A 12,663-nucleotide genomic window follows, 5' to 3' on the forward strand; every position below is an offset into this window, starting at 1 on the left:
TGTCATCGAAACACCTCCAATACGCGCCGCTCGATCCCGTTCTTGATTTCAGCGCGCACCACTTCAATATCATCCATGAACATGACATGGACATAAAGGATCGATCTGTCCTCGGAAATATCCAGACTCAATGTGCCGGGTGTCAGAGAAACCAGGTTAGCCACCAATGTGATCTCCATATCCGTTCGGGCATCCAGCGGAATGCCGATGATCCCCGGCCGGCTGGTGTGGTACGGTGTGATGACATCCCAGAGCACCCTCAAATTGGAAACCACGAGTTGCCACAAAAAATGAGCGATCAGGCGCAGCACCTTAGACAACCGGTTGAAATAAGCTTCCTGGCCATATAGAGACCGGGTAACCCACAGAGCAAGATATCCCACGACAAAGCCGGCCACAAAGCCCCCCAAGGAAAATTCCCCCAATACCGCGGAAAACCCGATAGCCAGGATCGTGTTCAGGATCAACAGGTTCATGGCACTCCCTTTCCCAGAACAGCCTGTATATAAAGATCGGGTTGGAGCATAGACTCGGCGGATTTTAAAGCCAGCCGGTAAACCGGTTCAACCCCAAAGCCGATGGCCACAGTCAATAGTACCAGCACAGCCACGGGCGCCAGCATCCAGGCCGATGGGCCGTTTAGCGGCAGATCCTGTTTTTCAGCCTGATTCGGTGCAAGTTTCCAAAAGGCCTTGTCCCAGATTTTGGTCATGGAATAAGCCGTCAGAAGCCCAACGACAATGGCGACGGTCACAGCAGTGACAGCGCCGACCTCGATGCCTGCCCGAATCAAAATCATTTTGGCCCAAAAACCGGAAAGCGGCGGAAAACCCGCCAGGGAAAAGGCCGGAATAAAAAAGAGAAAAGCCACCAGCGGCCTGCGGTGATAAAGCCCTCCAAGATGATCCAGATCAAAACTGGCGCCGCTGTGCCATATCATGCCGCCTACCAGAAAGAGGGACGCCTTGACAATGATGTGGTGTATCAGGTAAAAAACCGCTCCTGCCAAGGCCATGGGCGTGAAGAGGGCAAGCCCCAGCACCATATAGCCCACCTGACTGATGATGTGAAACGAGAGAATGCGGCGAATATCTTTATGCGCTGCGGCGCCCAGAACGCCGCTGGTCATGGTCAACAGGGCCAGAACCAGCAGAACCCGGCAAATGAATGCCGAATCAACGGCAAAGACAAGGGTCGTCAACCGCATCAAGGCATACACGCCAACCTTGGTCAGAAGCCCGGCAAAAAGGGCCGCCACCGCCGGCGGCAAGGTGTGGTAAGCAGCCGGAAGCCAGAAATAAAGCGGAAAAATGCCGGCTTTGATGCCGAAAGCCGCCACAAAAAGCATGGCCACCGCTGTCCTCATGCCGACAGGATCCACATGGGCGAGTTTTAAATGGAGGTCCGCCATGTTGAGGGTTCCGGTCATACCGTAGGTCAGCCCCAGAGCGGTAATGAAAAGCAAGGTGGCAAAAATATTGATCGCCACATACTTGACACCGCCGTCCAACTGGATGTTTTTCCGCCCCATGACCAGAAGGCCGAAAGAACTCATCAGCATGACCTCGAACCAGACGTAAAGATTGAAAAGATCGGCGGTCAAAAAGGCGCCCGTGATGCCTGTCAGCAGAATATGCAGCAGCGCATAAAACCCATTGGACACCAGATCGGCGTCTATGCTGCTGCCTGCATAGACGATCGAAGCAAGTCCGATGATTCCGGTTATAACCACCATGACCGCGGCAAGGGTATCCACTGCCAGACTGATACCAAAAGGCGCGTCCCAAGCCCCCATGCAAACCACCTGAATGCCGTTTTGCGCAACCTGGACAAAAAGCGCCACTCCCAGGATCAGGTGCAGTGCGGCTCCTGCCACGGCCAGTTCATGGGCACGCCTGGGATGCAGCCGCATCCCCATGGCCAAAGCAGCAAACAGCAACGGAACAATGACAACGGATGCCGGCAGGGCGCTCATTGCGAAATCTCCTGCGATTTTGAATCCTTATCTGTTGTGGATGCCACAGGCTCAGCCACCCGCATGGCCTCGCTGTCCACAGTTCCAAGGGTTGCATAAGTCCGGTAGAAAAGAACGAAAATAAAGGATATCAGGGCAAATCCAATGACAATCGCGGTCAAAATCAGCGCCTGGGGCAGCGCGTTGGCCAGGGGGCCGGAGGGTAGGGTTTGCCCTTCCGTAATGAGCGGCGGGGCCAGGTGTCCAATTCGTCCGGCCGTCAGAATCAACAGATTGACGGCATTGCTGGCCAATATCAGGGCAAAAATGAATCGAATCAGGTCACGGCAGAGCATCAGAAAAAAGCTGACGGCCACCATGGCGCCCACTAGAATTGGAAGCATTAACTCCATTTACGCTTCCTCCAGGGATAGAATCAGGGAAAGCACTGTACCCAGAACCACCAGAAATACCCCGATATCAAATAGCAGGGGCGTTCCGAGCGAAACCCCCGGGGTCAGGGACCACCAGATGCCGGTCAAAAAGGGTTTCCCCACGAGCATGGGCAGCACTCCAGTTGTCGAAACCAGAATCAGACCCGCGGCGGCCAGTTGCCGGGGGCCAATCCGCAGCGACTGGTACACCAAATTCGGCCCCTCGGCCATGGCAAAAAGCCCGAAGCCGCTGGCTGCCACCAGCGCAGCCGCAAAACCACCGCCGGGCAGATGATGTCCCCGCCACAGCAGGTAAACGGCAAAAACCAGAATAAGAGCGACCAGCAACCGGATTGCGGTGCTCAGGATGATGGATCGCATGAACGCCTCCGGCGGATCAGGGCCACGCCGGCAATGCCGGCCACAGCCACCACAATGATTTCCCCCATCGTGTCGAAGCTGCGGAAATCAACCAGAATCACATTGACAATGTTGCGGCCGTTCGCCTTTACGACACTTAACGTCTCATAATAGGAGGTGATACTGCGGTCAAGGTGCCCTGCGATAGAGGCCAGCAGCAGGAGGGTCACGACAGTTCCGGCAGCCAGGGCAATGCCCGCGTTGAAAAGGAGCCGGGAGGGTTTGCTCAGATGCGGGGTCATGGCCGGCAGGCGAAGCAGAACATTAGCGACGATGATCATTGTCAGCGTTTCGACCAGCAATTGGGTCAGGGCCGCATCCGGAGCACCGTTCCACAGAAAAATCATGGCGCATCCAGCCCCGATAACGCCGAGTGCGCAAAGAGCCAGCAAACTTGAACCGGCCAGAAGCAGGACCATCAAGGCCAGAAACATCAGTAAGCAAAGCAGAATTTCAATAACAGCTGCATCCAACACAACGTTCAAGGGCAATCGAACCACAACGCCGTTGGTCAAAAGGGTCGCACCGACTCCTGCCACTACCGAAAAGAGGATCACACTCAGATACCGCTGGAGCGAGCCGTTTTGCACCAGGCGGGTATGCACGACGGCCAGAGCCGACGTCATGTAAAGCATACGGTCATAGATTTGAGAGCCTGTGATTGGCTGGTTCTGCTTGATAAGTCCGGATGCTTTACGCAGCCGTTGCCGGCCGGCATACCCGATAACGCCCAGCGCCAGGGTTAGGGCGCTGAGAAGTAGCGGATCATTGAAGCCATAAAAAATTTTCAGGTGAATATCCTCTGCTTTGGGATAAAACGCCTGAACAGCCGGTTCCACCATATGACGGCCCACCCAGTCCGGGAATAGACCGAAGATAACACCCAGAAATCCCAAAACCAATGGACCGATCCACATCGCGACCCCGGCCTCTGCCGGCCTCCCGGAAGGCGCCTTCAAAGGGCCGGTAAAAACCTGCAGGAAAAAAATACCCGTCACCGAAGTCATCAGGGCATTGGATACAAGGGCCGCTAAGGTGGCAAACTGTGGGAACATCTCTTCGGTCAAGGCACCTTTGTACATGATTTCTTTGCCGATAAAGCCGAAAAAAAGTGGGAAACCGGCCATGGAAAGGGCCGCGGCAGCGGTGGCAACAGCGGTGATCGGCATAGTCCGCCACAGTCCCCCGATCTGGGTCAGCAGCCGAGTACCGGTCTGGTAGTCCAGAGTTCCCACAATCATAAAGAGTGCAGATTTATACAGGGCATGAACCATCAGAAAAGTGACGGCCGCAGTCAGGGTCGGGGTGCTTCGGCCGCCAAGGAACATCGTCATGATCCCCAGCGCCATAACAGTGGTGTAGGCCAGCATGCGCTTTAAATCCTCCTGCCCGATCGCCAGGATGGCACCCCATAACGCCGTAATACCCCCGATGGTCACCAGTGTCTGCATCCAGACCGGTGTGCAGCCCAGCACCGGATGCAGCCGTGCCAGCAGATAGATGCCGGCCTTGACCATGGTGGCCGAATGCAGAAAGGCGCTGATCGGGGTGGGTGCCGCCATGGCGTTGGGCAGCCAAAAGTGAAAGGGAAACTGAGCGGATTTAGTAAATGCACCGGCAAATATCAAAACCAGCACCGGCAGGTAAAGCGGGTGGCTACGGATGACGTCGGCCTGCGGAATGAGATCCGCGATGCTGTAGCTACCGGCGATATGCCCCAGCAGCAAAATACCCACCAGCAGGGCCAATCCGCCCGCACCCGTTACCAGCAGGGCCTGACGGGCGTTATAGCGGGCCTCGGGCCTTTCGTTTTCAAATCCGATAAGCAGATAGGAAGAAAGGGTCGTCAGTTCCCAGAAAACAAACATGGCCAGCAGATTGTCCATCAACACGAGCCCCAGCATCGCGAGCATGAAAATGGAAATCAATACATAAAACCATTTGAGCTTCGGATGACTTCCCAGATATTCACCAGCAAAGACATAGACCGCTGTGCCCACCAGGCTGATAATCATGACAAACAGCAGGCTCAAGCCGTCGATGGCCAGCGACAGACTCACACCCAAACTGGGAATCCAGTCCAGGGCAAGATCAATCCGGCCGCCCGAAGCCATTGTCGGAACCAGGGATGCAGCAGCCAGAAAAATCGAAAACGGCAGCAGCGCCGACCACCATCCGATGGCCGGGGGATGCGCGTATCCACGGGTTTCGGTATGAATGCCCATCAATCCGAATCCGATCCGAATGCTTTGAAGTTTATTCCATCAACGAATTTGTAATCTTAAAACAAATCCTTACCCATGGCAACCAATGGGTATGAAATACCATAAATTTCATAATATGGGGCCATCACCCCCCGATCGATGGGGTATACGAAGCCATCAGGTTTGGTCCGGTCGTATTGAGCGGTCAAGGACCAACTTCTCGGTTCTCAATCCTGGCACAAACTGAGAAAATTATCCATTCCGATAGAAACAAAGCAGTAAAGCATAAAAAAAACCCCCTGCTTGCACAGAGGGTTATCATTTGTTTGGTGGCGATGCAGGGATTTGAACCCCGGACTCTGCGGATATGAGCCGCATGCTCTGACCAACTGAGCTACATCGCCTTAATCAGCCCCATTTTTTAACAGGGGGCTTTGTTAACAGTTCCCATTGGGCAAGTCAAGTTGAAATCCAAATCAGCCACTTATTTTTGTGTTATCGGTACTGCGGATTGGGAGCCGGCAACCTCCAGTGTAAACTCTTCAAGCTTTTCCGGCAGATTTGAAAACACGATCATAAACGGCCGATCTTCGCCCGGCTTGATATTGACATTGACATTGCTGTCGCCGGTGCGATTCCCCAGCCGATTTTTTATCGTCTCCAATGACGCTGTTGAAATCTCGAGATCACTCATCATGTTGCCGCAAAAAACGGTTTCCGTATTCGCCGGTTTCTTGCCTATCGTAAAAAGCCGGCCGGTTATCCGAATAAAGCTTCTGGCATCACTGTAATCATTTCGCACTTTGCCCGTAATCACAAAAAGCCGGCCAATCTGGCTCTGCTCGATAAAGCGGCTGTCCACATCCGTTGTTGCAATCCGAAGGTTCCCCGGATCAGCCGGCGCCGCCTTTTGCAAATCGGAAAGAAAAGGTATCTTGATATCCTTGCCCGACAAATAAAAAAATCCAAGCCCGGCAGCCCCGGCCAAAAGGATTAACATCAAGATGATCATAAACGGCTTATTGCTCCGCTTTTTCGCGACAATCGGTTTTTGAGCCGCCGCCAATGCGTCGGTAGCCGCCACCGGCGCCGCCTCGGCGGTGTCGTCTTCGGCCTTTTCCTCTTCAGCAACAACCGCATTATCCAACTGATCTTCATCAAACTCCAGATTCAGATCCTCGGTTTCCATGGGCAAGTCATCATTGGCCGGCATTTGCGCTGTTCCAACATCTTCGCCTTCTTCTTCAAATACGAGTTCAGGCTCACCTGGAACGGCCGCTGCCACCGCTGCTACCTTGGATGCCGGTTGCTCCATTTCCAAAGACAACTCCTCGTCGGCAATATCGGTATCCGTTACGGGTCCATTCGGTTTGGCAGCCATCAGGCCATCAAGCTCCGAAAGATCCAATGCTTCCGAGGCAACCGCAGCCTGCGACATACCGTCAGCCGCATCGTCTCCCAATGACAGGCTCAACTCCCCGGTCTCTTCATCCAATTGTAGGTCCTCTTTCAGCGCGGACGCTTCTTCCGCCATCATTGCTTCCAAACCCGAGAAATCCAGCTCATCTACAGCCGGGGCCAGGGCTTCAGCGGATTCGGCTGCAGGCAACAGTTCGTCACTATCCGCCGACTCAAGCTTAAAGGCCTCCTGTTCATCACCGGCTTTCAGCGTCTCAACCGGGCTCGATGTTGTCTCCATCATACGATCCAAATCGGACAGATCAAGGTTATCTGCAGGCGCCGCCTCGGTTTCATCCGCCTCTTGCGCGAGCATCTTCTCTATGTCCGCCAAGTCAAAATCGCCTAAACCATTTTTGGGTTTTTGGCCATCTTCCGAATCATCCAGATCAAATATCAGCTCATCAGGTTCCGGCTCAATTTCAAGGTCGTCGCTCGAGTCCTGCTCCATTTCAAGGATTTTCTCAATTTCGGACAAATCCAGCGCGCCCTCGCCCATCGTCGTCATTTGCTCCGCCGGCGACGTGTCCTTCTGAAAACCAATGGTATCAGCCCCGGCGCTCAGGGCATCCGGCGCCTTATCGCCGGCCGCTGTTTCAAGCATCTTTTCGATCTCAGACAGATCAAGCTCCTCCCCAAGGGAAGGCGCGAAATCGGAGGCCGCATTTTCCGGCTCGACAACGGCAAGCGGTTTGGAATCAATCTCTTCCTGAACCGGCATATCAGGGAAAACCGGATCCGTATCCAACGTCTTTTCCGGGTACACGAGGAAAATGTGTTTGCATTTGGAACATCGGACTTTTGAGCCCGATTCCTTCACAAGGCCGTCTTCCAGATTGAAACGGGCATTGCAGTTTTGACAGCTAACAATCATGGCATATCCTCACTGGCTGTTGGTTCCACTTCAAATATTCCGGGCAAGTGCCTATACTTTTCAGCGTAATCCAAGCCGTAACCCACCAAGAATCCCCTGTCTGTAGAATATCCGACATAGTCTGCGTCAAACAATACTTTCCGGCGCTCATGCTTATCAATGAAAACACACACTTTAATTCCGGCAGGTTTCAGGGCTTTTAAGTATTCGATCAGGGAGACGATCGTTAAACCGGTGTCGATGATATCCTCAACGATGAGGACGTTTTTCCCTTCAATATCGATCTCAACGGGTTTGGTAAGCATCACCTGCCCGGAAGAACAAGATTGCTCCGCATAACTCGAGGCGCGCACAAAATCGATTTCCACCGGAATGGTCAAATGGCGAACCAAGTCCGACAAAAATATAAATGCGCCTTTTAGTACGCCGATAAGGACCAATTGCCTGCCCTGATAATCATTCGATATATCCCGAGCCAGCTCAGCGACAATGTGCGCTATCTTCTCTTTTGTGAGCACGGGGGTTAAATTTGTCAGCATCGGCCCTGGCCTAAAAAAACACCGCATTTAAATTAAAAAAGTTTTTCCCGGTAAATCATGTTACGAAACACGGTACATGGGTGAGATGCTCTTGTCAATTAATTTGAGTCGTTACAAGCCGGCTGCCGCCAATTTCTCGATGAGTTCCCGTTGCTCTTTCGTCAGTTTCTTGGGCAGGGAAACCAGAATCTGCACATACAAATCCCCATAACCGCCCTCTTTCATTTTGGGAAGCCCTTGCCCGGGCAGCCGCATTTTCGTCTTATGAGTGGTTCCCGCTGGGATTTTAAGATTTAATTCCTTTCCCTCCAGCGTGGGAATGGACACACTGGTTCCCAGAACCGCCTCGGTCAGCTTGACTTTTCGGGATATAATCAGATCGTACCCGTCCGTATCATAGAGCGCATCCTTGAGCACCTTGGCCTTGATATAAAGATCGCCCGGCGGCCCGCCGAACTGGCTGGGATTGCCTTTACCGGCAAGCCTTAGCTTCTTCCCGGTGATCATGCCTTTGGGGATGGTGACCGACACCTTTTCCACCCGCCCGCCCTGTTGAAGGGTGATGGTCTTTTGAACGCCGGTAACGACTTCCTTAAGCTGAAGCCCCAGCTCATATACCAGGTCTTCGCCCTTCATTCCGGACTGGTCCTGGAATCCCCCGCCAAAAGGAGCCCCCTGGGAAAAAGAAAAGCGTCTTGCCCCTTTTGCGCCGGAAGAAAACCGGCCCCCGCCGAAGCCGAAGTCTTTGAAGATATCGGAAAAGTCAAATCCTCTGAAAATATCTTCTTCGGAAAAGCGCTGCTTAAACCCGTTTGCGCCGAACTGGTCGTATTGCTGGCGCTTTTCTTTGTCACTCAATACGGCGTAAGCCTCACTAAGCTGTTTGAACTTTTCTTCAGCGGCTTTATCCCCTTTGTTCTTGTCTGGATGGTATTTCATGGCCAACTTCCGATAGGCCTTTTTTATCTCTTCACCGGAAGCGCTTTTGGCCACGCCGAGCACCTTATAATAATCCGTTTCGGCCATATACAAATCCCTTCCCCGCGCCCGCCCATTGTCAGCGGCGCTTCATGCAAAACGCTCCTTTATTGAACCTATCTTAAACGATGTTTTCGACGAACCGAAAGCAACCGTCATTTTGGATCAAAGCTTTTAGAATTCACAATATAATTAATATGTTTTATCTAAAATAAGGTAACCGATGGATGGTGTCAAGCTCGGTACCTTTCCGGCTCAACCATCATCCATTCAAACTTTCCTCCGCAGCCGCTGGCTTTGCGCCTTTCGCGGCCTTGAGAGCGATCATCAGCACGGATATAGCCGCCGGCGTCATGCCTTCAATTCTGGACGCCTGCCCAAGGGAAATCGGCCGAAGTGCCGCCAGTTTTCCTTTCAACTCATTGGAAAGCCCCGGGACTTTCAAATACTCAAAGGTCTCCGAAAGTTTTATTCGCTCAAGATTTTGATATTTCTCAATTTCATTGAGCTGGCGCTGAATATACCCTTCGTATTTGATTTCGATCTCCACCTGCTTGGCGACCTTCTCACTGATCGGCCACGGGCTTTTTGCCAAATTATCAACCGCCTTATAATCGATCTGTGCCCGTTTTAACAATTGATCGAGATACACCCCGTTAGACAACGGCGGCGTGTTTCGTTCCGCCAGATACGCGTTCACAATGGCATCGGGTTTAATAACGGTACCACGAATGCGCTCGATTTCTTTTTGAATCAAGGCCTTTCGATCATTCACATCCGCAAGCGCGTCCTTGCTGATCAGCCCCAGGCCATGACCGATCTCCATGAGCCGCAAATCCGCATTGTCTTCACGGAGCATCAGCCTGTACTCGGCACGGGAAGTAAACATGCGATACTGCTCCCGAGTGCCGCGCACAACCAGGTCATCTATCATCACCCCCATATAGGCCTGCGAACGATCCAAAATAAAGGGGGGGCGTCCCTGAATTTTGCAAGCAGCATTTATTCCCGCCCAAAGCCCCTGGGCCGCTGCTTCCTCATACCCCGAAGTGCCGTTGATTTGACCGGCCAGAAAAAGTCCGGCCACTTTCCGTGTCTCAAGCGTCGGCCGCAATTGAATGGGGTTGATGTAATCATATTCAATGGCATAGGCCGGGCGCATGATTTCAGCGGATTCCAACCCCCTTACGGATCGAACGACCTGAATCTGAATGTCGAGGGGAAGACTGTTTCCCAGCCCGCTGGCATAGATTTCGTCCGTATCGATTCCCTCGGGTTCCAAAATGATCTGGTGACGATCCTTGTCCGGAAACCGAACAATCTTATCCTCAAAAGAGGGGCAGTATATGGCGGGGGTTCCCTTGATCATACCGCCATGAAGCGCGGAATGCTTCAGGTTTTTCCGAACCAGTGCATGCACCGTCGAATCGGTATACCCCAGGTAGCTTGGCAACTGCGGCAGGGTAATCTTCTCGGTAAAAAAGGAAAAAGGAATCGGCTTTTCATCGGAAGGTTGCGGCGTGAACGCGTCAAAATCGATGCTCGATCGTTTCAAGCGGGGCGGTGTTCCGGTTTTCATACGCCCGAGGGTAAACCCGAGACGGCTCAGGCTATCGGCCAGGTCGTAAGCGGCAAACTCGCCGGCCCGGCCGGCCTGAATCGTGCGAAAGCCGATATGAACCAGACCGCTTAAAAAGGTGCCGGTAGCCAACACAACAGCCCTTGCCTGATAGTGACATCCAAAATGATCGATCAGGCCGACAACCGCGCCGTCTTCCACGACCAGTTGCTCCACGAGGGCTTGCTTGAGTTCCAGTCCGGCCTGCTTTTCAAGGACCGATTTCATGGCCGCATGGTAACGCATCTTATCGTTTTGGGTGCGGGACGAATGAACCGCGGGGCCTTTTTTGGTATTGAGCGTACGGTATTGGATGGCGGTTTTATCCGTTATTTTAGCCATTTCACCACCGAGCGCATCGATCTCCTTGACAAGCTGTCCCTTGGCCATTCCACCGATCGAGGGACTGCAGGGCATCGCAGCCACCTTGTCCAGATCAATCGCCAGCAACAGCACGCGGCACCCCATTCTCGCCGCCGCCAAGGCTGCTTCGCTCCCGGCATGGCCGGCACCGACAACTATCATATCGTATTTGTGGAGGGTCATCTTTTTCTTCCTTTTTTCCTCGAAAGCTATATAATCGTCTGACGATTTGGTCAACCATAGGTTCAATCCGATGCGCCTTCGATACAACGATCTGAATACCCATCTGCGCGGCATATTCGGCTGCCGCGTACAGAAAATCACCGTGGATGCAGGTCTTACATGCCCCAATCGGGATGGTACGATTTCCACGGGTGGGTGCATTTTTTGCAACGAAAAAGGATCCGGCACCGGCGCCCATGCCCAAAACGTATCCATCACGGAACAGCTCCTGCAAGGAAAAAAATGGTTGTCCAGGCGGTATAAGGCCCAAAAATTTATCGCCTATTTTCAGTCGTTCTCCAACACCTATGCCCCCGTATCACAACTTGCCCGCCTGTATGAAGAGGCGCTGGCTGTGGAAGATATCGCGGGCTTATCCATCGGCACCCGGCCGGACTGCGTGAACAAGCCGGTCATCGATCTGCTCTCCTCTTTGACCCGGACGCATCTCATCTGGGTGGAATACGGCTTGCAATCGGCGCATGATGAAACCCTTGCCCGCATCAACCGGGGGCACACCGTTGATTGTTTTCGCAAGGCGGTCCGGGCAACGCAGGGTCGCGGCATTAAAATCTGCGCGCATGTGATTCTGGGGTTGCCCGGTGAAAGTCCGCAACAAATGATGGAGACAGCGCAAGCCCTATCGGATCTGGGGGTGGACGGGGTGAAAATCCATCTGCTTTACGTTGTCAAAGGAACCCCACTTGAAACAGACTATGTTGACGGCCGATACCAATGCCTTGAACAATCGGAATATGTGAATCTTGTGTGTCGGTTTCTGGAACACCTCTCCCCCGGAATAGTGATTCAACGGCTCACTGGAGATCCGCATCCGGACGAGTTGGCGGCACCGGCCTGGGCCTTGCAAAGAAACCAAACCTTGATGTTGATACAAAACAAGCTCGAAAAAGAAGGCTCATGGCAGGGGAAATACCGATAAATCAAAACCCGAACTCCGCCAACAGATCATCCACCAGATCCTGTTTCATCTCATCGGAGGTTCCGGCACCGCTGACCTCACGCAACAATTTCGCCTTTTGCTCCAGGTTTTCCGGCGACGCATCTTTTCGAATGTTTAAAATGACGAGCACTTCCACGAGCCAATCCCGAATCTGACCGAGATCGTTGATCAATAACTCCATTTTTTGTCTGGCGACATCCTGGTAGGATTGGGACGCAATCATGTCAAACAGGTGCGATTTTAAATGGGTCAACCTGTTTTTGATATTCACCGTATCCGCAGGCAGTTCCGCCGCGGCTTTTTCAAGGGCATCGATCTCCTCCGTCAACCGATCCGAGCTGTCGAGCACCTGGCCGGTGGCATGCGCCATCAGCTCAATCACATTTTTGGCGCTTCTCACCGCGCTCGGGGCGTGCTCGCCGGCGCTGGTTAACGGGGTCTCGACATTCCTCATGTTGGCCAACAAGGCATTTATCTTCTGAGCCAACACGGAAAGCATACCCTCGGCATCAATTTCAGCGGCCCATTGGTCAAAATCACCACGCAATATCGACTCCGTGGCGTGAACCAATAGTTCCAGGTTTTTGTTAATATCCTTCCCAGCTTCCTTGCCCATCCCCTGTTCCTCCTTCCGACCC

11 protein-coding genes and 1 tRNA gene are annotated in these 12,663 nt (G+C 53.0%); 1 reads left to right on the forward strand and 11 read right to left on the reverse strand.

Annotated features, from left to right (window positions below):
• Positions 1 to 2: 2 nt before the first annotated feature.
• From RBT11_10590 to mnmG, 10 genes are all read right to left on the reverse strand, one after another.
• Complete coding sequence (locus tag RBT11_10590; GenBank protein ID MDX9787217.1) at positions 3 to 476, reverse strand: Na+/H+ antiporter subunit E; 474 nt, start codon at positions 474 to 476, stop codon at positions 3 to 5.
• Positions 473 to 1,975, reverse strand: coding sequence for a proton-conducting transporter membrane subunit (locus tag RBT11_10595; protein MDX9787218.1), 1,503 nt, complete (start codon positions 1,973 to 1,975; stop codon positions 473 to 475). Before RBT11_10595 ends, RBT11_10590 begins: the two co-directional genes overlap by 4 nt.
• The gene (locus tag RBT11_10600; GenBank protein MDX9787219.1) at positions 1,972 to 2,367 is read right to left on the reverse strand and encodes an NADH-quinone oxidoreductase subunit K; all 396 of its coding nucleotides are present in this window, start codon (positions 2,365 to 2,367) and stop codon (positions 1,972 to 1,974) included. The genes RBT11_10595 and RBT11_10600 overlap by 4 nt, the downstream gene beginning before the upstream one ends.
• Complete coding sequence (locus tag RBT11_10605) at positions 2,368 to 2,769, reverse strand: MnhB domain-containing protein (GenBank protein MDX9787220.1); 402 nt, start codon at positions 2,767 to 2,769, stop codon at positions 2,368 to 2,370.
• Complete coding sequence (locus RBT11_10610; protein ID MDX9787221.1) at positions 2,751 to 5,033, reverse strand: proton-conducting transporter membrane subunit; 2,283 nt, start codon at positions 5,031 to 5,033, stop codon at positions 2,751 to 2,753. The genes RBT11_10605 and RBT11_10610 overlap by 19 nt, the downstream gene beginning before the upstream one ends.
• Before the next feature lie 306 nt (positions 5,034 to 5,339).
• Positions 5,340 to 5,416, reverse strand: a tRNA-Met gene (locus tag RBT11_10615).
• Between the two features lie 80 nt (positions 5,417 to 5,496).
• On the reverse strand, positions 5,497 to 7,344 hold the full coding sequence (locus RBT11_10620) for a DUF3426 domain-containing protein (GenBank protein MDX9787222.1): 1,848 nt from the start codon (positions 7,342 to 7,344) through the stop codon (positions 5,497 to 5,499).
• Positions 7,341 to 7,883 carry a hypoxanthine phosphoribosyltransferase gene (gene hpt, locus RBT11_10625; GenBank protein ID MDX9787223.1) on the reverse strand — a complete coding sequence of 181 codons (543 nt, stop codon included), beginning with the start codon at positions 7,881 to 7,883 and terminating at the stop codon, positions 7,341 to 7,343. The genes RBT11_10620 and hpt overlap by 4 nt, the downstream gene beginning before the upstream one ends.
• A gap of 111 nt (positions 7,884 to 7,994) precedes the next feature.
• The gene (locus tag RBT11_10630) at positions 7,995 to 8,909 is read right to left on the reverse strand and encodes a DnaJ C-terminal domain-containing protein (protein ID MDX9787224.1); all 915 of its coding nucleotides are present in this window, start codon (positions 8,907 to 8,909) and stop codon (positions 7,995 to 7,997) included.
• A 214-nt stretch (positions 8,910 to 9,123) separates the two neighbouring features.
• Complete coding sequence (mnmG, locus tag RBT11_10635) at positions 9,124 to 11,025, reverse strand: tRNA uridine-5-carboxymethylaminomethyl(34) synthesis enzyme MnmG (protein MDX9787225.1); 1,902 nt, start codon at positions 11,023 to 11,025, stop codon at positions 9,124 to 9,126.
• Between the two features lie 70 nt (positions 11,026 to 11,095).
• On the opposite strand from mnmG, the gene RBT11_10640 reads away from it, so the two are divergent.
• On the forward strand, positions 11,096 to 12,004 hold the full coding sequence (locus tag RBT11_10640) for a TIGR01212 family radical SAM protein (protein MDX9787226.1): 909 nt from the start codon (positions 11,096 to 11,098) through the stop codon (positions 12,002 to 12,004).
• A gap of 1 nt (position 12,005) precedes the next feature.
• On the opposite strand, the gene RBT11_10645 is transcribed toward RBT11_10640, so the two are convergent.
• Entirely contained in the window at positions 12,006 to 12,641 is a 636-nt protein-coding gene (locus RBT11_10645) for a hypothetical protein (GenBank protein ID MDX9787227.1), read from the reverse strand.
• Positions 12,642 to 12,663: the final 22 nt, after the last annotated feature.

It is taken from the genome of Desulfobacterales bacterium (assembly GCA_034003325.1).
GTDB lineage: Bacteria > Desulfobacterota > Desulfobacteria > Desulfobacterales > JAFDDL01 > JAVEYW01.

What these genes read in the sequence shown, in the direction of transcription:
- RBT11_10630 (MDX9787224.1), bottom strand. Translation starts at nt 8,909, where the DNA reads ATGGCCGAAACGGATTATTATAAGGTGCTCGGCGTGGCCAAAAGCGCT.
- hpt (MDX9787223.1), bottom strand. Translation starts at nt 7,883, where the DNA reads ATGCTGACAAATTTAACCCCCGTGCTCACAAAAGAGAAGATAGCGCAC.
- mnmG (MDX9787225.1), bottom strand. Translation starts at nt 11,025, where the DNA reads ATGACCCTCCACAAATACGATATGATAGTTGTCGGTGCCGGCCATGCC.
- RBT11_10645 (MDX9787227.1), bottom strand. Translation starts at nt 12,641, where the DNA reads ATGGGCAAGGAAGCTGGGAAGGATATTAACAAAAACCTGGAACTATTG.
- RBT11_10590 (MDX9787217.1), bottom strand. Translation starts at nt 476, where the DNA reads ATGAACCTGTTGATCCTGAACACGATCCTGGCTATCGGGTTTTCCGCG.
- RBT11_10600 (MDX9787219.1), bottom strand. Translation starts at nt 2,367, where the DNA reads ATGGAGTTAATGCTTCCAATTCTAGTGGGCGCCATGGTGGCCGTCAGC.
- RBT11_10595 (MDX9787218.1), bottom strand. Translation starts at nt 1,975, where the DNA reads ATGAGCGCCCTGCCGGCATCCGTTGTCATTGTTCCGTTGCTGTTTGCT.
- RBT11_10640 (MDX9787226.1), top strand. Translation starts at nt 11,096, where the DNA reads ATGCGCCTTCGATACAACGATCTGAATACCCATCTGCGCGGCATATTC.
- RBT11_10620 (MDX9787222.1), bottom strand. Translation starts at nt 7,344, where the DNA reads ATGATTGTTAGCTGTCAAAACTGCAATGCCCGTTTCAATCTGGAAGAC.
- RBT11_10605 (MDX9787220.1), bottom strand. Translation starts at nt 2,769, where the DNA reads ATGCGATCCATCATCCTGAGCACCGCAATCCGGTTGCTGGTCGCTCTT.
- RBT11_10610 (MDX9787221.1), bottom strand. Translation starts at nt 5,033, where the DNA reads ATGGGCATTCATACCGAAACCCGTGGATACGCGCATCCCCCGGCCATC.